Origin of the sequence: Tessaracoccus sp. SD287 (assembly GCF_017355265.1) — a bacterium.
Classification (GTDB): Bacteria; Actinomycetota; Actinomycetes; order Propionibacteriales; family Propionibacteriaceae; genus Aestuariimicrobium.
Window position 1 is genome coordinate 1 of record NZ_JADIJQ010000039.1, and the last position, 21250, is coordinate 21250.

The following is a 21250-nucleotide window of genomic DNA, read 5'->3' on the forward strand; positions in this document are numbered from 1 at the left end:
CTTACTTCCCACGCCTTCCGGCGAGTCCTGCACTGCCTTGCGGCAACCTGCCCAACCTTACTTGGCCGCACCCGCCGAGTCAAACCCGACCGATCCAACCCACCACCCGGGCAAGCCACAGCCAGGACCCTCAGCGGCCTCCACATGAGCACACGCCTCGTCCTGACAACAACTGTAATGGTGTCCCCGGGTCCGTCCCAGCCTCCCGGCCTGTCCGTCTCACCCTCAGGGCTCGATGAACATTACGCACCTGGAACGCACTCGTCAAATCGGCTGCCGCACTGGCTGAAAGGGCCCCAACAACACCCTCGCCAGCGGCACCACGAGCCTCCCAGCTGTCGACCGCGGTGTCCGGATCGATACCCTGAAGTTCATGAGTCCAGTCCCCGCCACCTGCACGATCATCCTGGTCGCCGGCCCTTCGGGCAGCGGTAAGTCCCGCCTGTCCGGACAGACCGGGGTGCCCCAGGTGCGGCTCGACGACTTCTACTTCGACGATGACCACCCGGACATGCCCGTCATCGAGTTGTCCGGCGGCGTGCGGATGATCGACTGGGACGACCGCGCGAGCTGGAACCTGGACGCAGCCGTCACGGCGTTGCGCGAGATCAGCCGGCGGGGTTCGGCGACCGTTCCCAGTTACGAGATCGCCGCCAACCGCGCCGTCGGCACCCACGTCTTCGACGCCGGGGACTCCCCCGCCGTGATCTGCGAGGGCATCTTCGCCATTGATCTGGTGGAACCCCTGCGTGAGGCGGGCGTCGAGGTGGCCGCGATCTGGCTCGACCGGCCGCGATGGTTCAACTTCGCCCGACGATTGCAGCGTGACTTGCGGGAGCGACGCAAGCCCCCGGTGGTGCTGGTCCGCCGCGGCCTGGCACTGCTGGGCCAGGAGCCGGCGTTGCGTCGCTCTGCCCTGGCCGCCGGGTTCAGCCCGTTGGGCATGAATGCGGCCGCCGCCCGGATCCACCGCATCCTGGGCGAACAGCCGCCGGCCGCCGGCCGCTGAGGTCCTAGGCCTCCGCTGCCACGATCGGCGCCCAGGCGGGCCCGGTCTGTCCCAGCGCCTCGTCGAGTTTGCCGAACAGGGGGCTGGGTTTGGTCAGTCGTCGGCCCACCTCGATGGGTGCGGAGCGCCACTGGGCCAACTGGTTCTGGTAGTCGCCGGTCAACACCGGGTAGGTTGTCCCACCCTCGGTGACCTCGACCAGGTCGGGCATGGCCGCCCAGATGCCGGTGCCGCCCAGCGCCTCGTGGACCTTCTGGGAGGCGTGCGGCAGGAATGGGGTGAGCAACGTGTTGCAGTCCTGCACCACCTGCAGGGCCACGTGCAGCACCGTGTCTCGCCGGGCGGGGTCGTCCTTCAGTTTCCACGGCTCCATGTCGGACAGGTACTTGTTGGCCAGACCAACGATGCGCATCGCCTCACTGATGGCGGCCTTGAGCTTGCTCTGCGCCAGCAGCGCCCCGACGGTGTCGAAGGCCGAGCGTGCGGCGGCCAGCAGCTGCTCGTCGGCGTCGGTGAGGGCGTTCGGTGCCGGGATCTCGCCGTTGTTCTTGTGCGCCATCGAGATCGACCGGTTGACCAGGTTGCCCCACTCGTTGGCCAGTTCGAAGTTGATGCGGCGGACGAACTCCTCCCAGGTGAAGTCGGTGTCCTGGTTCTCGGGGCCGGCGACCGAGATGTAGTAGCGCAGCGCGTCGGGACCGAACTCGGCCAGGAAGTCACGCACGAAGATCGAGGCACCCCGGGAACTGGCGACCTTTGAACCCTTCATGGTCAGGAACTCGCTGGAGACGATTTCGGTGGGCAGGTCCAGGGTGCCGAGGAGCTCACTCGGCGTGCCGCCGTGCGCGCCCTGCCCATTGACCCCGAGCAGGATGCCGGGCCAGATGACGGAGTGGAAGACGATGTTGTCCTTGCCCATGAAGTAGTAGCTGCGCGCCTGGTCCCCGGTCCAGAAGTCCCGCCAGGCGTCCGGGTGGCCGGTGCGCTTGGCCCACTCGATGGAGGCCGACAGGTAGCCGATCACTGCGTCGAACCAGACGTAGATGCGCTTCATCTCGTTGTCGCGCCAGCCGTCCAGCGGGATCGGGACACCCCAGTCCAGGTCGCGGGTGATGGCGCGCGGCCGAAGCTCCTTGAGCAGGTTGTTGCTGAAGGCAAGTACGTTGGGACGCCAGTCGGTGCGGGTGTCCAGCCAGCGCGCCAACTCCTCGGCCAGCGCCGGCAGGTCCAGGAAGAAGTGCTCGTTCTCGCGGAACTCGGGGGTTTCGCCGTTGGTGCGCGAGCGCGGGTTGATCAAGTCAATGGGGTCGAGCTGTCGACCGCAGTTGTCGCACTGGTCCCCGCGGGCACCGTCATAGCCGCACAACGGGCAGGTGCCCTCAATGAACCGGTCCGGCAGCGTGCGTCCGGTGCTGGGCGAGATGGCACCCATCTGGACCTGGCTGATGATGTAGCCGTTGCTGTGCAGGGTCCGGAACACCTCCTGGACGACCTCGCGGTGGTTCGCGGTGGTGGTGCGGGTGTACAGGTCGTAGCTCAGCCCCAACCCCTGCAGGTCCTCAGCAATGATCTGGTGGTACTTGTCCGCCGTCTCCCGGGCGCTGAGTCCCTCCTGGTCGGCCTTCACCTGGATGGCGGTGCCGTGCTCGTCGGTGCCCGAGATCATCAGCACCCGGTGCCCCGACATCCGCATGTAGCGCGAGAACACGTCGGAGGGAACGCCGAAGCCGGACACGTGACCGATGTGGCGAGGACCGTTTGCATAGGGCCACGCGACAGCGGCGAGAACATTGGCACACATGCGCTCGATTCTAGACCTGCCGGCAGCCCTGCCCTGACCGCCGCCCGGCTAGCCCGTCAGCGTCGTGCGCAGCTCCTCCGAGGACAGCTTCTGCACCACGGCGCAGGCATCGGAGCCCAGGACCACCGTCCCGTCGCCGAGACTGACCTCACCGGAGGTGAACAACAACTCCAGGTCGCCCTCGATCGGCACCACGGCCTGTGGTGCGCCGAAGTTCACCACCACGACCATCTGCTCGCCCCGCTCGATGGCCAGCCACCACTGGTCGGGCTCGTAGGTGACGGCGACGGCGTCGAAGCGGGGGTCGGTGAAGTCGGGGTGGCTGCGCCGCAACTCGATCAGCCGACGGTAGGTCTCCCGCAGTTCCCGGTAGGGCTCGCGTTCGAGCTCCGACCAGTCCAGTTTCGAGGCGGAGAAGGTGGCCGGGTCCTGCGGGTCGAGCACCCGGTCGGGGTCCCAGCCCATCTTGGCGAACTCCTCGAGCCGACCCCGGGTGACGGCTGCCGCGAGCTCGGGCTCCGGGTGGGAGCTGAAGAAGGCGAAGGGGGTGTCGGCACCCCACTCCTCGCCCTGGAAGATCATGGGGGTCGATCCGCTGAGCAGGGTCAGCACCGCGGCCGTCGCCAACTGGCGACGCGAGACCTGGCTCGACAGTCGCGACCCGTCGGCCCGGTTGCCGATCTGGTCATGGTTGTCGGAGAAGACGACCAGACGCCAGGTCGGGGTGGTGGGACGGTCCAGTCGGCGCCCGTGGCGACGGCCACGGAACGTCGAGGTGGTGCCGTCGTGGAAGAAGCCGGTCTCCAGGACCTTGGCCAGTGCCTCGACGGTGGCGAAGTCGGCGTAGTAGCCGGTGGTGGTGCCCGTCAGGTTGGCGACCACCGCGTGGTGGAAGTCGTCGCTCCACTGCGCGGTGAGTCCGTAGCCACCGCTCTCGCGGGCGGTGATCATGCGGGGGTCGTTCAGGTCGGATTCGGCGATCAGGGACAGCGGCCGACCCACGAAGGCGCTGGCGGCCTCGGTCTCGACGGCCAGCTCCTCGAGCAGGTGGTAGGCGGTGCGGTCGACCAGGGCATGCACGGCGTCGAGCCGCAGGCCGTCCACGTGGTAGTCCACGAACCACATCCGGGCGTTCTCCAGGATGTAGCGGCGGACCTCGTCGGAGTCCTCCCCGTCGAGGTTCACCGCCGAGCCCCACCCGGTCTGGACCTCGTCGTTCAGGTACGGCGCGAAGGTGGGCAGGTAGTTGCCGCTGGGGCCGAAGTGGTTGTAGACGACGTCCTGCAGCACCCCGAGCCCGTGCTGGTGGCAGGCGTCGACGAAGCGTTGGTAGGCGGCGGGCCCGCCATAGGGTGCGTGCACCGCGTTCCAGGCCACGCCGTCGTAGCCCCAGCCGGCCTCACCGTTGAAGGCATTGACCGGCATCAGCTCGACCAGGTCGATGCCCACCTCCACCAGCTGCGGGAGCCGTTCGATGGCGGCGTCCAGGGTGCCCTCGGGGGTGAAGGTGCCCACATGCATCTCGTAGACCACCGAGCCGGCCAGCTGTCGTCCCGTCCAGTCCTGGTCGCCCCACTGGTGGGCGGCGGGGTCAAAGGTGCGCGACAGGCCGTGGACACCGTCGGGTTGCCAGCGACTGCGGGGGTCGGGCAGAACCTGCCCGTCGACCACGAACCCGTAGTCGACCTCACCCTCGAGAAGTTCGGGGGGCAGTTCCTCCCCGGGATGCCACCAGCCCTCGTCGTCGCGGACCATGGGATAGTCGGTTCCGGCGGCCCGCAGGGTCACTGAATCGGGGTAGGGCGCCCAGACGTCGAACGAGTTGGTCACGGTCAATCCTCCAGCAGGGTCGGCAGCCCTCGGCACGATACCCCACCGATCAGCCGAGCACCGGCGTCTCCTGCTCCAATCTGAGCATCCACCCCGACTGGCCGCGCTGCCAGGTCGAGGCGACCAGCAGTTTGCGCGTGCCCAGCCCCAACCGCCAGCGCAGCACCGCCACGTCGTCGGCCAGCTGGTCCAGACCGAGCACTTCGACCCTGCCGATCAGGTCGAGGCGGTCCATCCCCTGGGTCAGCCGGCGGTAGGTCTGCACCCGTCCGGCCCCATCGTGGCGCACCAGGTCGGGATGCAGGAGTTCGCTCAACCGTTGCGGGCTGGTGCGGTTGGTGTTGTCGAGCAGTTCACGGGTGAGCTCGGTGAGGGTGACGACCAGGTCGGCGGTGGGCTCGGTGGACTCCGCCGGCCCGGTCCCGGCGTCCTCGTCGGGGGGCGGCGGCATCACGCTGAACAGGTCGTCGTCCTGCTGCTGTCCGGGGTGGACGTCCAGCGGTGCCGCCGGCGCTGCCCCCGTGAAGCCGGGCCCGTGGGGCACCGGCATCCCGTCGCGAAAGGCGGTGGCCGCCGCCCGGGCCAACTCGTCGGCCTTCTCGTTCATCTCGTGGCCCGCATGCCCCTTGACCCATTCGAAGCTGACCCGCCGGCCTTGCATGGCTTGGTCCAGTTGCTTCAGCAGTTCGACGTTGAGCACCGGTTTGCCGTCGGCCTTGCGCCAGCCCCGCCGCTTCCAGCCGGGGGTCCACTTGGAGATGCAGTTGATGGCGTACTGGGAGTCGCACAGCACGTGCAGCGGTTCGTCGCTGCCGGCGGTCTGGATGAGCAGGTCCAGCACGGCCATCAGCTCGCCCATGTTGTTGGTGCCGTGGGGCCAGCCGCCGGCGGCCCAGTGCTGCTGGTCGATGTACCAGGCCCAGCCGGCCGGGCCCGGGTTGGACAGCGCCGAGCCGTCGGCAGCCGCGGTGATCACGGGGTCTGGCCGCGGGCGCCGGCGACCGCCGCCAGGTCGTCGGGGCCAAAGGCCTGCGGCAGCAGGTCCGCCATGGCCACCTGCCCGACCGGCGACAGCAGCTGCAGGTCGGCACCGCCGTGTTCCCACAGCAGCTGGCGGCAGCGACCGCAGGGGGTGATCAGGTCACCGTCCTTATTGACGCAGACGAACGCCACCAGCCGTCCCCCGCCACCGGCGACCAGGTCGGAGACCAGACCGCACTCTGCGCACAGGGTCACGCCGTAGCCGGCGTTCTCGACGTTGCAGCCGGTGACGATGCGGCCGTCGTCGACCAGGGCCGCGGCCCCGACCGGGTAGTGGGAGTAGGGCACATAGGCGCGGGCGGCGATCTCGACGGCGCGTGAGCGCAGCTCGTTCCAGGGCAGTTCGGTGGTCATCGTGTTCCTCTCGACGGGCCCCTGAGGCTATCGCCTACTTCACGTAGGCGGTGCCGTCGTGCGCGGGTGCCCTGACTCGGCCGACCAGTCCGGCCACGGCAATGATGGTGGCCACGTAGGGCAGCATCAGCAGGAACTGGCTGGGCATGGGGGTGCTCAAGGTCTGCAACTGGGTGGCCATCTGGGTGACGAAGCCGAAGAACAGGGCGATCAGCGCCGCGAACACGGGGTGCCAGCGACCCATGATGACCGCGGCCAGGGCAATGAAGCCGTTGCCGACGGTGATGTCCTTGTTGAAGGCGCCGATCGAGCCGACCGTGAAGAACGCACCGCCGAGGCCGGCGAAGACACCGCCGAACAGGACGGCGCTCCACTGGATGCCGAACACGTTGATGCCGACGGTGTCGGCGGCCTTGGGGTGTTCACCGACCGAACGGATCCGCAGTCCCCAGGTGGTCTTGAACAGCACGAACCAGACGACCACGACGGCGATGCCGGCGAGGTAGACCAGGACCGTCTGGCTGAACAGCACCGGGCCCACGAACGGGATCTCCGAGAGCACCGGGATCGGGACGCTCTGCATGGTCGGGGCGCTGTTGAGTTCACCCGACCGGGGGCGCACCAGCTGGTCGAAGAGGAAGCCGGTCAGACCTGAGGCGAACAGGTTGATGACCACGCCCAGCACGACGTGGTCGACCAGGTACTTGATGGTGAACAGGGCCAGCATGGCCGCCATCAGCACCCCCGCGATGACGGCACCGATGATGGCGAAGGTAATCGACTTGGTGGTCGATCCCACCACTGCTGCGGTGAAGGCAGCCACCAGCATCTGGCCCTCGATGGCGACGTTGACGATGCCGGCGCGCTCGCACATGATGCCGCACAGCGCTCCGAGGATGAGCGGGGTGGCGAGCATGATGGTGCCCGCCAGCTGGTTGCTGAGCTGGAACGGCAGCCCGCGGCCGGCTGCCGCCCAGGTCAGGAAGCCGACGCCGGTGGCCAACCCGGCCAGGGTGCCGAGAAGTGCCGGCCAGCTGCCGGGCAGTCGCCGCGCGATCATCAGGCCGCCGGCGACCAGCAGCACCACCGCACTGATCAGCACCACGGGCACGCCCGGCAGGCTGAAGGTGGGCAGCTGCACCTCGTCGAAGGCGTTGGACAGCGCGAACTGTGCCGTGCCGCTGGTCTGGGTGACCAGGTAGGCCATCAGCACGCCGATGACCAGCAGCAGGACACCCATCGAACGGCGATGGGCGCGCGACTCGCGCGACTCGGTGCTCTTCAGGACGACCTCGTCGGTCATCGTCGCAGTCGGTGCGCTCGGTGTGGCGACGGTGCTCATGCGAGTCCTCCCTCAGCGGTGGCAGCCGTTGCCGGACGGGAACGCACCCGGGCCTTGAGGAACGGCAACAGGGTCTTCACCAGTAGCGGGGCCGCGACGAAGATCACGATCAGCGCCTGCAGCACGTAGGTCAGGTCGAGGGGGGTTTGTGCGATCGACTGCATTCGCAGGCCGCCGGCATGCATCGCACCGAACAGCAGCCCGGCGAGCACGATGCCGACGGGTCGTGAGCGTCCCAGCAGGGCGACCGTGATCGCGTCGAACCCGATGGTGCCCACCAGACCCGCCGACAGCGGCGTGGGCGTGGCGGCAGCGATCGGGCCCAGCGCCGCCTGGACCCCGGCGAGACCGGCCAGTGCACCCGACAGCATCATGGTGACGACGGTGATGGTGGGCACCGACATGCCGGCCGTGGCCGAGGCGTGCGGGTTGGCGCCGACGGCACGGATCTGGAAGCCGAGGGCGGTGCGCTCCATCAACCACCACACCACGACGGCCGCCAGCAGGGCCAGCAGGAAGCCGACGTGCAACTGCCCGCCCTCCAGCCGGGGGAAGGTGGCGGTCCATTCGACGGCCGGAGAAATCGGGTCGGATCGGCCGGGACGCTGGAAGGCGGTGGTGGTCAACAGCCAGGCCAGGATGCCGGTCGCGATGTAGTTCATCATGATCGTGACGATGACCTCGTGGGCGCCGGTGCGTGCCTTGAGCACACCGACGATGCCGCCCCAGATCGCGCCGGCGGCGACGCCGGCCAGGATCGCCAGCGGCAGGTGCACCACCAGCGGCAGACCGGTGAGCGTGAAACCCACCCAGGCCGCGGCGATCGCACCCCACACGGCCTGACCCTGGCCACCAATGTTGAACAGGCCGGCGCGGAAGGCGAGTCCGATGCCCAGACCGGCGCTGATCAGGCCGGCGGCCTGGGCAGTGGTGTGGGTGAAGGCGTTCCAGCTGCCGAGCGATCCCGAGAAGAGGGCGCCGTAGGCGCTGCTCACCTTGTCCCAGGAGGCTGAGAGTGCATCCAGGGGACGATCGAAGAAGTAGGCCCACTTGCCCGCGATCTCGGGGTCGGAGACCACCATCAGGATCGCGCCGGCCACGAAGGCCAGCACCAGCGCACCCAGGGTGACGAAGAGGTCGGGCCACGGGATCCTTCTGCGAGCGCGAGCAGCCAGGCCGGAGCCGCCGGCACCGGCGTCACCGACGACCTGGTCCACCTTGGCAGCGTCGGCAGTGACCGGGTCGCGGGGATCGGGGTCCAACTGGGCCGACGCCCCGGGTGCCTCGGGTTCGTGCCGGTTCGGCTCGTCCGGGGTGTGCGTGCTCACCGGTCCTCCTCGCTGCTGCTGGGTCGATCGTGGGGGTGCGATGAGCCGGTCCCAGTGGACGGGCGGGCATCGACACCGGGAGTCTGGGCATCGGCAATCCCGGCGTCGGCACCCTGCTCCCCCGCGGCCGCAAAGGCCTCCTCGGCGCTGATGCCGGCCATCATCAGGCCGAGCACCTCGCGCGGGGTTCCGGAGTCGACGATGCCGACCACCCGGCCACGGTTCATCACGGCGATGCGGTCGGCCAGCGCCTCGATCTCGTCCAGTTCGGTCGAGATGATCAGGACGGCGGTGCCCGCGTCGCGTTCGGCGACGATGCGCTGGTGCAGGAACTCGATGGCTCCGACGTCGACACCACGCGTGGGCTGGCTGGCGACCAGCACCGACAGCGAGCGCGACAGCTCGCGGGCGAGGACGACCTTCTGCTGGTTGCCGCCCGACAGGCTGCTGACCGGCAGGTCGATCGAGGGGGTGCGGATGTCGAACTCGCGGGTGCGATGCTCGGCATTGGTGCGGATCTTGGCCAGTTGCAGGTTGCCGGCGCTGGTGAACTGCTCGATCTGGTTCAGCACCAGGTTCTCGGCGACCGAGAAGCTGGCCACGAAACCGTCGTGCTGGCGGTCCTCGGGGACGAAGCCGACGCCGGCCTCGATGGTCTGCTTCGGCGAGGACTTCGCGGTGTCACGACCCTCGATCTCGATGCTGCCGCCCAGCACGGGGGTGGTACCGAGCATGGCCTCGACCAGTTCCGACTGGCCATTGCCCTGGACGCCGGCGATGCACAGGATCTCTCCCCCGCGCACGTCGAAGCTGACGTTGTCGACGACCACGGCCCCGCTGGGGTCGGCCACGACCAGTTCATGGACCTTCAGGCGCACGTCACGCAGCACCGGGTCGGTCTTGGCCACCTGAAGGTTGACCGAGCGGCCCACCATCATCTCGGCGAGTTCGCCCTCGCTGGTGGCGGGATCGGCCTGGCCGACCACCTTTCCACGGCGGATGACGGTGATCTCGTCGGCGATGGCGCGCACCTCGCGCAGCTTGTGGGTGATGAAGACGATGGCGCGCCCCTCGTCGCGCAGCGCCTGCATGATCGCCATCAGGTCGTCGATCTCCTGCGGGGTGAGCACGGCGGTGGGCTCGTCGAAGATCAGGAACCGGGCGTCATTGGACAGCGCCTTGAGGATTTCCACGCGCTGCTGCACGCCGACGGGGAGGTGTTCGACGACCGCGTCGGGGTTCACGTCCAGCTTGTACCGGTCGGACAGTTCGCGGACGCGGCGGCGGGCCCTGCCCATGCTGAGCACGCCGCCGACGGACTCCTCCCGACCCAGGATGATGTTCTCGGCGACGGTGAACACGTCGACGAGCATGAAGTGCTGGTGCACCATGCCAATGCCCGAGGCCATCGAGGCCTTGGGGGTCTTGAAGTGCTGGGCGACGCCGTCGACGTAGATCGTGCCCTCGTCGGCGTCGAGCAGGCCGTAGAGGACGTTCATCAGGGTCGACTTGCCGGCGCCGTTCTCACCGAGCAGGCAGTGGATGCGTCCGGGGGTGATGTCGAGGTCGATGTGGTCATTGGCGGTCAGCGCGCCGAACCGCTTGGTGATGCCGCGCAGGCTCAGCCCGTCGGCGAGCGGCGGCGCCTGGGTCGCCTGCGCACCCCTCGGGGAACGGGCGTCGGTGCTGGTCGTCACGCGCTGATCCTTCCACAGTCATCACGAGATTTGGGTCGGTGGCGGGGAGCAAACCTCACGCCACCACCTGACGCTGAGGCGGGAGGGGCCCCGACGTGGGACCCCTCCCGCCGCGTGGCCGGCTGCTGAGGCGACATTCACCCTCAGCGCCGGGCCGTGGATCACTTCGGCTGCGCGGCCGACTCGATCTTGATGGTGCCCGACTCGATGTCCTTCTTGACCTGTTCGAGTTCGGTCTTCAGCTCGGCCGGGACCTTGCCCTCGAAGTCGTGGAACGGCGAGATGCCGGTGCCACCGTTGGCGAGGGTGCCGATGTAGGCCTTGTTGGAGAAGCTGCCGTCCTTGGCAGCCTTGATGGCGTCGAACACCGAGACGTCCATGCCCTTGTAGACCGAGGTCTGAATCACCGAGCAGAACTCCGCGGCCGAGACGCAACCGTCGGTGTCCACCCAGATCGCGGTGACCTTGCCGCCGGACTCCTTGGCGACCTGCAGGCCACCCTGTCCGGCGGGGCCGGCGACCGGGAAGATGATGTCAGCGCCCTGGCTCACCAGGTTCTGGGCGGTTGCCTTGCCACCGGCGATGTTGTCGAACGGCTTGGGCTCGGGGACGAACTGGCCGTCCTGCTTGGCGGCGTCCCACCCGAGGACCTGGACCGACTTGCCCTTGGCCTTGTTGTAGTGGGCGACGCCCTGGGAGAAGCCGTCCATGAAGATGGTCACGGTGGGGATCTTCATGCCACCGAAGGTGCCGACCTTGCCGGTCTTGGTCTGGGCGGCGGCGTAGTAGCCGGCCATGAAGCTGGACTCGGCGGTGTTGAAGACCAGCGGCTTGAAGTTGGCCAGCCCGGCGGCCGAGGCGGGGTTGTCGTCGACGATGGCGAACTTCACGTCGGGGTTGGCCTTGGCAGCGGCGACGGTGGCGTCCGAGAGCAGGAAGCCGACGGTGACCACGATGTTGCAGTCGGCGTCAACCATGGCCTTGATGTTGGTGGCGAAGTCCTTGGTGTCGGCGGACTCGATTTCGGCGGTCTCGATGCCGAGCTCGCTCTTGGCCTTGACCAGGCCGTCGTGGGAGGTCTGGTTGAACGACTTGTCGTCGAAACCACCCGAGTCGGAGACCATGCACGCCTTGAAGCCGGCGGCGCCACTGCTGCCGGTCGTGCTGGCAGCGCTGGTGGCGCTGGTGCTGGCGCTGGTCTGTGCGGTGGTGGTACCCGCGTCGGGTGCCTCGGCACAAGCGGTGAGTGTCAGGGCCAGAGCCGCGAATGCGGCTGCCCCGGACAGGAACGACTTCTTCACTTGAACTGCCTCCTGAGCAGAAAGGGTTTGAAGGACAGGCCTTGCCTGTCCTCCCGTGGCCGACTGTCCAAACCCGAGAAACCAACACTGGACTCGAGGAAGAAATGGCCTGGAACCGGTCGCGGCAGAGACACTGTAACGCTTTGTTCACCGTGGCCACACCACCGGGCCGCCAAAGCGGGGAAACTGTTACCGCATCTCAATACGCGAGGCCGCGGACGGCAAAACCCCAAGTCGGACGAATGCGACGGGTCAGGCGACTTGGCGCACCAGTGCCTCGGCGGCATCGAGGATGGCACTGGTCTCGGCCTGCCAGGACGGTTCCTGGCTGCGATAGGGGCCGGTTGCCAAGGAAATGATCACCGCCGCCGCACGCAGTCGCAGTTCGACCGGGTCGACGCGGGCATCGAAGACCGGAACCCAGGTGCGGATCAGGTGGTGGACCCGTTCAGCCTGCTGGGCATTCATCCTCTGGACAGTGGACAGGTGGGCGATCATGCAGGCCAGGTCGTCGGCCCGGCGCCCCGGCCCGATGGTGTCAATGTCGAGGATGCCCGAGACCTTGCCGTCCTGGACGAAGACCTGGCCCTCGTGGAAGTCACCGTGGGTGGGTTCGCTGCCCGGCCCGATGCCGGACAGGCCCTGTTCGACCTGCCCGACCATCCACTGCAGGCGACCTGCTTCGGACGGCATGGCCGCGGTGACCATGGTGGCGTAGTGCGCGACGGCGTCGGACCACGGTGGGCGGCGTTCCAGTCGGCTGACCGAGTGCGGCATCTGGTCCAGGGTGGCAATCAGGTCCTCGGCCGTGCACGGGTCTTCCGGGTCGAACATGGCCTTGGCCAGGGACCGTCCCGGCAGTTGCTTGAGCACCAGAATGTGTTCGTCCGTGGCGGCGGCCACCCCCGGCGAGGGAACCCCGGCCTCCAGCAGCAGACGATGCCGCTCGACGACCTCCTCGAACTGCTTCTTGCGCTGCACCTTGACGTAGAAGGTCTCGGCCGGGTCGGTGACGTCCATCCGCAGCACGGCCCGGCGGCGGGGACGGTAGCCGATCATCGACAGGCTGATCTGGTCGGCGCTGACCGGCCGGGCGACCAGGTGCTGTTCGTTGACCAGTTCGGCCATCCGCTCGGGATAGGCGGCGCGCATCAGCCCCGGCAGGTCCGGGTCGTTGGGGTAGAGCCAGACGGCCACCTCCCGGTCACCGTCGGCGAAGATGTCGGCACGGTTGTCGGTCTCGACGCGCGGGCCGGTCCGTGCGCTGACCCCCAGCAGTTCGTCGCGTTCGCCGTAGGGCCACCGGACGCGGGCCGCGTAGGTGGCAGTGGTGGAGTGGCCCGGGTGCGCGTCGATGTGGTCCATGGTCCAGGTGAGCAGCTCGCCACCGGCATGGGTGGCGGCGGTGGCCAGCAACTCCCCCACGCGCGCCGAGGACAGCAGCGCGGAACCGTCGTCGCGGCTCGGACCAGCCCCACCGTTCACTACGGCCTTCCCCTCTTGCGCGGACCACCTGCATCGGACCCAGCATTGTCTACCACGACGTGTTTTCTACCATGACGCACGCAGCGTCGGTGGGTCAGGACACCTCGAGGTGTTCCTCGGCCGATTCGGGGCCGCTGCCCCCTGCCGGCGCGGCCGGGCTGCTGTCCGCCGCGGTGGCGTCGTCAGCGGTGGCCTCGTCAGCGCTGAGGTGGCTGACCTCGAGCCACGCCACCCGGCGTCCGTCCACCTCATTGACCGTCAACCGGTAGCGACGCTGTTCCGGCAGGGTCGAGTCTGCCTGGCGATCGCGGTCGAGGTCGACGGTGATGGCGTCGCCCATCTCGGGCACCCTCCCGAGTTGGGTCATGAAGTAGCCGGCGACGGTGTCATAGGGCCCCTCGGGAATGACGTAGCCGGAGCGCTCGGTGAACTCCTCGATGGTGGTCAGCCCGTCCAGGTCGCGCAACTCGTGGTGGGCCTGGTCGCCGGCGTCGACGACGTCGTACTCGTCGGTGATGTCGCCAACCAGTTCCTCCATCAGGTCCTCGAGGGTGACGATGCCGGCGGTGCCGCCGTACTCGTCCAGCACGATGGCCAGATGGGCTCGCGCGCGGCGCATGTCGGTCATCGCGCGCAGCACCTTGACGGTGCCCGGCAGGCTGACGACGGGGCGGGCCAACTGGCTCAGCGGTGCCGAACGGGTGGCGACGTCGAGGTCCATCAGGTCACGGACGTGGACGAAGCCGGCCAGCCGGTCAGGACCGCCGTCGGTGACCGGGTAGCGCGAGTGCGGTGCCCCCTGGACCGCGCGGATGGCCTTGTAGGCGGGCATGTCGCCGGCCAGGAAGTCGACTTCGGTGCGGGGCACCATCACCTCACGCAGGGAGCGGTTGCCGGCGTCGAAGACCTCGTCGACGATGCGACGCTCCTCGTCGCCCAGGGTGATCGAGCCGGAGACCATGGCCCGGATCTCCTCGTCGCTGACTTCTTCCTTCGCCGCATCCGGGTCGCCGCCCAGGATGCGGACCACCACGTCAGTCGACTTGCCCAGGAACCAGATCAGCGGACGCGCCGCGCTGGCGATGCCGTCGACCATCGGGGCCAGCGCCATCGCGAAGCCCTCGGAGCGCTGCATTGCCAATCGCTTGGCGGTCAACTCACTGAGCACGATCGAGAAGTAGCTGATCAGGATGGTGATCAGGATCAGCGCCAGGGTTTCGGCGAAGGCGAGGGTGCCGCCGAACAGGGTCAACTGTTCGGGGACCCCGATGCCGACCAGCACCGGGGCCAACTCACCGGACAGGGTCGCGCCGCCGAACGAGGCGGACAGGAAGCCGGCGAGGGTGACGCCAATCTGGACGGCCGACAGGAAGCGGTTCGGGTTGGAGGTGAGCCGAGCAATGGACTGACCGCGTTTGCCGCGCTGGGCCATCTGCTTGATCTGTGCTTCACGCAGCGACACCAGGGCCATCTCGGCCGCCGCGAAGACGCCGCCGACGATGATGAACAGGAAGATCAGTGCAATGTTGCCGAGCACACCCATTACAGGTCAGCTCCCCAGGTATTGGGTTCGCCCATGACGGGCTTGGGACTGTCACACTCCGGACTGGCCTGGCGGTTCACGACATCCAGCCTAGACGAGACCGGCGCCGCGCCTCGACCTGTTCCGATCACGGAGGTCGAGGCGGGCGCCGGTCAGCCGGCCTCAGCGCGCGTCGATGATCCCGTTCAGGGTTGCCGAGGGCCGCATGGCGGCCTCGGTCAACGTGGTGTCGGGATGGTAGTAGCCGCCCATGTCGACCGGACTGCCCTGGACCTCGATCAGCTCGGAGGTGATGGACTGCTCGTTGCTGCGCAGCTGCTCGGCCATCCCCGCGAAGCGGCTGGCCAGTTCGGCGTCGTCGGACTGCCCGGCCAACTCCTCGGCCCAGAACAGTGCCAGGTAGAAGTGGCTGCCCCGGTTGTCGATCTGCCCGACCTTGCGCGCCGGCGACTTGTTCTCGTCCAGGAAGCGGCCGATGGCGCGGTCCAGGGCAGCGGCGATGATGCCGGCCCTGGCGTTGCCGGTGGTGCTGGCCACGTGCTCCAGGGAGGCCCCCAGCGCTGAGAACTCGCCCAGGGAGTCCCAGCGCAGGTAGTTCTCGGCCACGAACTGCTGCACGTGCTTGGGGGCCGAACCGCCGGCTCCGGTCTCGAACAGACCGCCGCCCGCGAGCAGGGGCACGATCGAGAGCATCTTGGCCGAGGTGCCCAGCTCAAGGATGGGGAACAGGTCGGTCAGGTAGTCGCGCAGCACGTTGCCGGTGACCGAGATGGCGTCCTTGCCCTGCCGAATCTGGGCCAGGCAGTACTGGACGGCCTCGACCGGCGCCTTGACCAGGATGTCAAGGCCCTCGGTGTCGTGCTGCGCGAGGTACTTCTCGACCTTGGCGATCACCAGGCGGTCGTGGGCCCGGTTCTCGTCCAGGAAGAAGACGGCCGGGGCGCCGGTGGCCCGGGCCCGGGTGACCGCCAGCTTGACCCAGTCCTGGACGGGGATGTCGCGCACACGGCTCATGCGCCAGACGTCACCGGCCTGCACCTGCTGGCTGACCAGCAGGTTGCCGCCGGCGTCGGTGACCTCGACGGTGCCGTCGGCGGGAATGGTGAAGGTGGTCGGGTGCGATCCGTACTCCTCGGCCTTCTGGGCCATCAGGCCGACATTCGGCACCGAGCCGATGGTGGCGGGGTCCAGGGCGCCGTTGGCCTTGTGCTCCTCGACGACGGCCTGGTACATGGGGCCGTAGCTTCGGTCGGGGACCAGCGCCAACGTCTGCTGCAGCTGCCCGGCGGCATTCCACATCTGTCCCGAGTCGCGGATGACCACGGGCAGGGAGGCGTCGATGATGACGTCGCTGGGCACGTGCAGGTTGGTGATGCCCTTGTCGGAGTTCACCATGGCCAGGGCGGGACGCTCGGCATAGAGGGCATCGATGTCTGCGGTGATGGCGTCCCGGGTGGTCTGGTCGAGGGCGGTGATCTTGGTGTACAGGTCACCAATGCCCTGGTTGGGGTTGAAGCCGACGCTGGCCAGTTCGCTGCGGTACTTGTCCAGCACCGGGGCGTAGAAGACCTCGACGGCGTGGCCGAAGAGGACCGGGTCGGACACCTTCATCATGGTGGCCTTGAGGTGCAGGCTGAGCAGCAGACCCTCGGCCTTGGCGGCCTCGACCTGGGCGGCGTAGAAGTCCCGCAGGGCTGTGGCGCTCATGAAGGTGGCGTCGACGATCTCACCGTCGAGGGTGGTGATGCCATCCTTGAGGACCGTGGTGGTGCCGTCGGCGCCCTTGAGGGTGATGGCCAGGGTGGTGCCCTTCTCGGTCACCACGGACTGCTCGTTGCCGTAGAAGTCCCCGGACTCCATCGACACGACCCGCGCCTTGTTGTCAGCGGTCCAGGGTCCCAGCCGATGGGGGTGCTTGCGGGCGAACGCCTTGACCGAGGCGGGGGCGCGGCGGTCGGAGTTCCCCTCGCGCAGCACCGGGTTCACTGCCGAGCCGAGCACCTTGGCGTAGCGGGCCTGGATCTCGGCCTGCTCGTCGTCGGCGGGGTTCTCGGGGTAGTCGGGCAGGTCGAAGCCCTGCGCCTGCAGTTCGGCGATGGCCGCCTTCAACTGCGGCACGGAGGCGGAAATGTTGGGCAGCTTGATGATGTTCGCCTCGGGCGTGAGGGTGAGCTCGCCCAGGTTGGTCAGTTCGTCAGGTACCCGCTGCTCGTCGGTGAGCCGGTCGGGGAACTGGGCCAGGATGCGGGCAGCCAGCGAGATGTCCGCCGTGACCACCTCCACCCCGCTGTCGGCCAGGAACGACTGCACGATCGGCAGCAGTGAATACGTGGCCAGGGCGGGCGCTTCGTCGATCTTGGTCCAGTGGATGGTCTGCGACATCGATGTACTCCTGTGGGTCAGCGCTGATGCGCCCAACCTAGCGGATGCCACCGGACCGCCGGCGCGCCGCTCAGGCGTTGACCCAGACCAGGTCTGCGCCGCGCCACGGCTGCGCCCGCTCGAACCACTCCTGTTCGATCGGGCGCCAGGTCTGCGACCAGCAACTGAACCGTCCCGGGTCGCGTGCCTCGGCCCGGCCGCGGCGGGCGCCCGGCGCTGCCGCCACCCACACCAGCCGGTCCCAGGTGACGCCGGGGGGCGGCTCGCTGGCCCCCAACCCCTCGACGACCACCGGCCCCGCGGCGGGCAGGTCGACCCAGTCGCTGGGTGCGGGGCTGGTCCAGTGGTGGCGCTGGTAGCGCGCGTCGCGCCCCGCCCGGAGTGGTTCGAGAACCTGCTCGCGGAAGCGGTCCCGCTCCCACCCCACCGCACCGGGTCGGGTGAAGTCGTCCAGGTGGACGACCGCCAGGCCAAGGACACGGGCCAGTTCGTCGGCCACGGTGGTCTTGCCGCTGGCCCCGAGTCCGTCGATGGCGAGCCATCGCAGCCCGTCACGGACCCATCCCTCGACGATGCCCGTCAGCACCAGATCGTTGCGCACACCCACCCCCCCGTGTCGCGGCGAACTATATCCGCAGCGCCCGGACGCGGTCGTCCGCTGCCGGCCACCCTCGGCGGTGCCGGGAGCGGGCGTCGGGTCGGGCACGCCCTGCTTCGCCACTACGATGAGGCGCATGTTCCATTGGGTCCTGACCTTCACCTGCATCGACGGCCCCGGCATCGTGCACTCCGTCACCGGTGCCTGCGGTGCCGCCGGCGGCAACATCACCGAGCTGCAGCAGTTCTCCTCCACCGACACCGGGCGCTTCTTCATGCGCGTCGAGGTGGACTCGGCCCTGGACCTCGACCAGTTCCGTGACCAGCTCCGTCCGGTGGTGGCACGCTTCGACGCCGAGTGGACGGTGCACGAGGCGGGGCGCCCCCTGCGGACACTGGTGCTGGCCTCACGGGCCGGCCACTGCCTCAACGATCTGCTCTATCGTCAGCGCTCCGGTCGGCTGACCGTCGACATTCCGCTGGTGCTGGCCAACCATCCCGACCTGGAACCGCTGGCGAACTTCTACGACACCAGCTTTGAGTCGCACACCGTCACCCCGCAGACCAAGCCCGCCTTCGAGGCCCGGGTGCGCGAGGTCGTGGTCGCCGAGAACATCGAGCTGGTGGTGCTGGCCCGCTACATGCAGATCCTCAGCCCGGAACTGTGCGAGTTCCTGGCCGGTCGCGCCATCAACATCCACCACTCCTTCCTCCCGGGGTTCAAGGGAGCCAATCCCTACCGTCAGGCCCATGCCCGCGGCGTCAAGCTGATCGGCGCCACGGCGCACTTCGTCACGGCTGACCTGGACGAGGGTCCGATCATCGAACAGAACGTGGTGCGCGTCGACCATTCGCGCACCGTCAAGCAACTGGTCGAGGTGGGCCAGGACCAGGAGTCACGCACCCTCAGCGATGCCGTGCAGCTGTTTGCCGAGCATCGGGTCTTCCTGGACGGCGCCCGTTCGGTCGTCTTCGACTGAGTCGCCGCCCGGCTCGACCGCCGGGGTGCGGTGATCTTTGTCACACCCGGGCTCCGAGTGGGCTCACGGGACCGGTCCCGGTGGAAATCTCACGGCGTTTCTGCCGGACCTGACGTGTGAGTGCCCCCGCTGGGGCTAGTTTGCAGCCGGGGGACGCCGTCGCTGCCTCCCCGCGGATACCTGCCGTCAGCACTGTCGCCGACGTCGTCCGTCAGCCATCGCCCCCGCAGGGGGCTCGTCCCAAGGAGTGTCGTGACCTCTCCGAACACCGCAACACCACCACCGTTGGATGATCCGGTCGATCCCAGGATCAGCGCCCAGGCCTTCATCGACATGCAGGGCTCCGAGGAGTTCGCCGAGTTGCGCAAGCGGTTCCGCAACTTCTCCTTCCCCCTCAGCATCGCCTTCTTGGTCTGGTACTTCGCCTACGTACTACTGAGCACCTACGCCGAGGACTTCATGAAGACCCCCGTCTTCGGCAACGTCAACCTGGGCATCCTGCTGGGCCTGTTGCAGTTCGTGACGACGTTCGGCATCACGGCGCTGTACATCCGCCATGCCAACAAGAACCTGGACCCGATCGCCACCCGGCTGCGCGAAGAACTGGAGGCGGGGCGATCATGATCCTCGAAACCCTCAAGCTCGGAAACCCGATCGCGAACATTGCGATCTTCGTCCTGTTCGTGGTGGTCACCCTGACGATCGTGATCAAGGTCTCCACCGGCGGCAAGAAGACGTCCAAGGAGTTCTACACCGGCGGGGCATCCTTCGACGGACGGCAGAACGGTCTGGCGATCGCCGGCGACTACCTGTCGGCAGCGTCCTTCCTGGGCATCGTCGGCGCCGTCGCTCTGAGTGGCTACGACGGCCTGCTCTACTCGATCGGATTCCTGGTGGCCTGGCTGGTGGCGCTGCTGCTGGTCGCCGAACCGCTGCGCAACACCGGCAAGTTCACCATGGCCGATGTGCTCAGCTTCCGGGTCAAGGAGCGGCCCGTGCGGATGGCGGCGGCCATCTCGACGCTGGCCGTCTCGTTCTTCTACCTGCTGGCCCAGATGGCCGGCGCCGGCGGGCTGGTCAGCCTGTTGCTCGGTGTCAGCGGCGCGCTGATGCAGAACCTGGTCATCGTGGTGGTCGGGGTGCTGATGATCTGCTACGTGCTCATCGGCGGCATGAAGGGCACCACCTGGGTGCAGATGATCAAGGCGATCCTGCTGGTCTCGGGTGCCGCGATCATGACCTTCTGGGTGCTGGCCAAGACCGGGTTCAACCTCTCGGCGCTGATCGGCCGGGCCAACGAGACCGCCAGCGCGGACGCCGGCCGCTCGATCGACTTGTCGAACCCGATGCTCAAGTACGGCAAGGACAGCACCTCCAAACTCGCCTTCGTCTCACTGTCGATGGCTTTGGTGCTGGGCACCGCGGGCCTGCCGCACGTGCTGATGCGCTTCTACACCGTGCCCACCGCGAAGGAGGCCCGCCGCTCGGTGACCTGGGCGATCGGCCTGATCGGCGCCTTCTACCTGTTCACCATGGTGCTGGGCTACGGCGCCGCCTGGCTGGTGGGCGCCAACACCATCAACGAACTGCCCGGCAAGGCCAACGCAGCGGCCCCGGCGCTGGCGTTCTGGCTGCCCGGCCAGGGAGTCGGCGGCACGGTGTTCCTGGCCATCATCTCCGGCGTGGCCTTCGCCACCATCCTGGCGGTGGTGGCCGGTTTGGCCATCACCTCCTCGGCGTCCTTTGCCCATGACATCTACAACTCGGTCATCAAGCGGGGCAAGGCCAGCCCGGAGGCAGAGCTTCGGGTGGCCCGCACCACGGTGATCGTGATCGGCGCGCTGGCCATTGTCGGTGGCATTGCCGCCAAGTCGCAGAACATTGCCTTCCTGGTGGCATTGGCGTTCGCCGTGGCGGCCTCGGCCAACCTGCCCTCCATCCTGTTCTCGCTGTATTGGCGCAGGTTCAACACCCAGGGTGCACTGTGGTCGATCTACGGCGGTTTGATCAGCGCATTGGTGCTGATCATCTTCTCCCCCGCCGTCTCGGGTGCGCCGAGTTCGATGTTCCCCGGTGCCGACTTCCAATGGTTCCCACTCGACAACCCGGCCATCGTCTCGGTGCCCGTCGGTTTCCTGGGCGGCATTATTGGCACGCTGCTGTCGAATGAGCAGCCAGACCTGGCCAGGCGCGCCGAGATGGAGGTGCGTTCCCTCACCGGCGCGGGCGCCGAAGGGGCCATTTCGCATTGATCGGAAAGAGTCTGTCCGAAAGTTAGGGGTATCCGCTGGCGTCGTCATCATGACGGCGCCAGCGTTGCGTTCTGGCGTGTGCGCGCTCGACGATCACCTGCATTCGGCCTTGTCACAGCGGCGTTGGCAGGAGCGTGGTCGGCACGGTGCGACGGGGTCACTTCGGGAAGCTTCGGCTACGTCACCGTAGGTTTGACGCGTTGCCCCGAGGCTTGGTGAGAGTTTCTTGATAATTCCCGGCAGGTGACCCCTGGGCAGCCTAGGTTCAGGGCCAGACGGACCCCCCTCACCGTCTCCCTTCCCTTTTC

15 protein-coding genes and 1 pseudogene are annotated in these 21250 nt (G+C 68.0%); 4 read left to right on the forward strand and 12 right to left on the reverse strand.

Going from position 1 to position 21250, the window contains the following annotated elements; translation table 11 throughout:
- The first annotated feature begins 373 nt into the window (after positions 1-373).
- Complete coding sequence (locus IPV09_RS12570; RefSeq protein ID WP_242681591.1) at positions 374-1009, forward strand: uridine kinase; 636 nt, start codon at positions 374-376, stop codon at positions 1007-1009.
- A gap of 4 nt (positions 1010-1013) precedes the next feature.
- On the opposite strand, the gene metG is transcribed toward IPV09_RS12570, so the two are convergent.
- The 12 genes and pseudogenes from metG to IPV09_RS12630 all read right to left on the reverse strand — a co-directional run bounded on the left by metG (position 1014) and on the right by IPV09_RS12630 (position 17849).
- On the reverse strand, positions 1014-2810 hold the full coding sequence (gene metG, locus IPV09_RS12575; RefSeq protein WP_207475608.1) for a methionine--tRNA ligase: 1797 nt from the start codon (positions 2808-2810) through the stop codon (positions 1014-1016).
- A gap of 48 nt (positions 2811-2858) precedes the next feature.
- A complete protein-coding gene (treZ, locus tag IPV09_RS12580; protein ID WP_207475609.1) occupies positions 2859-4640 on the reverse strand; it encodes a malto-oligosyltrehalose trehalohydrolase in 1782 nt (593 codons plus the stop codon).
- 49 nt (positions 4641-4689) lie between these two features.
- Positions 4690-5616 (reverse strand): ribonuclease HI family protein, encoded by a 927-nt coding sequence (locus IPV09_RS12585; RefSeq protein ID WP_207475610.1) that lies wholly within the window; start codon positions 5614-5616, stop codon positions 4690-4692.
- Positions 5613-6035 carry a cytidine deaminase gene (locus IPV09_RS12590; RefSeq protein ID WP_207475611.1) on the reverse strand — a complete coding sequence of 141 codons (423 nt, stop codon included), beginning with the start codon at positions 6033-6035 and terminating at the stop codon, positions 5613-5615. The genes IPV09_RS12585 and IPV09_RS12590 overlap by 4 nt, the downstream gene beginning before the upstream one ends.
- 34 nt (positions 6036-6069) lie before the next feature.
- A complete protein-coding gene (locus IPV09_RS12595; RefSeq protein ID WP_207475612.1) occupies positions 6070-7377 on the reverse strand; it encodes an ABC transporter permease in 1308 nt (435 codons plus the stop codon).
- A complete protein-coding gene (locus IPV09_RS12600) occupies positions 7374-8594 on the reverse strand; it encodes an ABC transporter permease (RefSeq protein WP_370590324.1) in 1221 nt (406 codons plus the stop codon). Before IPV09_RS12600 ends, IPV09_RS12595 begins: the two co-directional genes overlap by 4 nt.
- 107 nt (positions 8595-8701) lie before the next feature.
- Entirely contained in the window at positions 8702-10402 is a 1701-nt protein-coding gene (locus IPV09_RS12605) for an ABC transporter ATP-binding protein (RefSeq protein ID WP_207475613.1), read from the reverse strand.
- A 161-nt stretch (positions 10403-10563) separates the two neighbouring features.
- Positions 10564-11703, reverse strand: coding sequence for a BMP family ABC transporter substrate-binding protein (locus IPV09_RS12610; RefSeq protein ID WP_207475614.1), 1140 nt, complete (start codon positions 11701-11703; stop codon positions 10564-10566).
- Positions 11704-11955: 252 nt separating this feature from the next.
- Positions 11956-13188, reverse strand: a complete 1233-nt coding sequence (locus IPV09_RS12615) for a phosphotransferase (protein WP_207475615.1) — start codon at positions 13186-13188, stop codon at positions 11956-11958.
- A 129-nt stretch (positions 13189-13317) separates the two neighbouring features.
- Positions 13318-14731 (reverse strand): annotated as a pseudogene (locus IPV09_RS12620) (hemolysin family protein); the annotation flags it as partial.
- A gap of 162 nt (positions 14732-14893) precedes the next feature.
- A complete protein-coding gene (locus tag IPV09_RS12625) occupies positions 14894-17113 on the reverse strand; it encodes an NADP-dependent isocitrate dehydrogenase (RefSeq protein WP_207475617.1) in 2220 nt (739 codons plus the stop codon).
- A gap of 70 nt (positions 17114-17183) precedes the next feature.
- Positions 17184-17849 carry a uridine kinase gene (locus tag IPV09_RS12630; RefSeq protein ID WP_207475618.1) on the reverse strand — a complete coding sequence of 222 codons (666 nt, stop codon included), beginning with the start codon at positions 17847-17849 and terminating at the stop codon, positions 17184-17186.
- Between IPV09_RS12630 and IPV09_RS12635 the strand changes: the two genes are divergently transcribed.
- From IPV09_RS12635 to IPV09_RS12645, 3 genes are all read left to right on the forward strand, one after another.
- Entirely contained in the window at positions 17839-18690 is an 852-nt protein-coding gene (locus IPV09_RS12635; RefSeq protein WP_370590322.1) for a formyltetrahydrofolate deformylase, read from the forward strand. The two genes, IPV09_RS12630 and IPV09_RS12635, sit on opposite strands and share 11 nt — an antisense overlap.
- Before the next feature lie 252 nt (positions 18691-18942).
- Entirely contained in the window at positions 18943-19314 is a 372-nt protein-coding gene (locus tag IPV09_RS12640) for a DUF485 domain-containing protein (RefSeq protein ID WP_370590323.1), read from the forward strand.
- Positions 19311-20942 carry a cation acetate symporter gene (locus IPV09_RS12645; protein WP_207475620.1) on the forward strand — a complete coding sequence of 544 codons (1632 nt, stop codon included), beginning with the start codon at positions 19311-19313 and terminating at the stop codon, positions 20940-20942. Before IPV09_RS12640 ends, IPV09_RS12645 begins: the two co-directional genes overlap by 4 nt.
- The last annotated feature ends 308 nt before the right edge of the window (positions 20943-21250 follow it).

Bases quoted from the DNA above. Each gene is read 5' to 3' on its own strand.
- IPV09_RS12570 (WP_242681591.1), top strand. From the start codon at position 374: ATGAGTCCAGTCCCCGCCACCTGCACGATCATCCTGGTCGCCGGCCCT.
- metG (WP_207475608.1), bottom strand. From the start codon at position 2,810: ATGTGTGCCAATGTTCTCGCCGCTGTCGCGTGGCCCTATGCAAACGGT.
- IPV09_RS12590 (WP_207475611.1), bottom strand. From the start codon at position 6,035: ATGACCACCGAACTGCCCTGGAACGAGCTGCGCTCACGCGCCGTCGAG.
- IPV09_RS12595 (WP_207475612.1), bottom strand. From the start codon at position 7,377: ATGAGCACCGTCGCCACACCGAGCGCACCGACTGCGACGATGACCGAC.
- IPV09_RS12625 (WP_207475617.1), bottom strand. From the start codon at position 17,113: ATGTCGCAGACCATCCACTGGACCAAGATCGACGAAGCGCCCGCCCTG.
- IPV09_RS12635 (WP_370590322.1), top strand. From the start codon at position 17,839: ATGAGGCGCATGTTCCATTGGGTCCTGACCTTCACCTGCATCGACGGC.
- IPV09_RS12630 (WP_207475618.1), bottom strand. From the start codon at position 17,849: ATGCGCCTCATCGTAGTGGCGAAGCAGGGCGTGCCCGACCCGACGCCC.
- IPV09_RS12645 (WP_207475620.1), top strand. From the start codon at position 19,311: ATGATCCTCGAAACCCTCAAGCTCGGAAACCCGATCGCGAACATTGCG.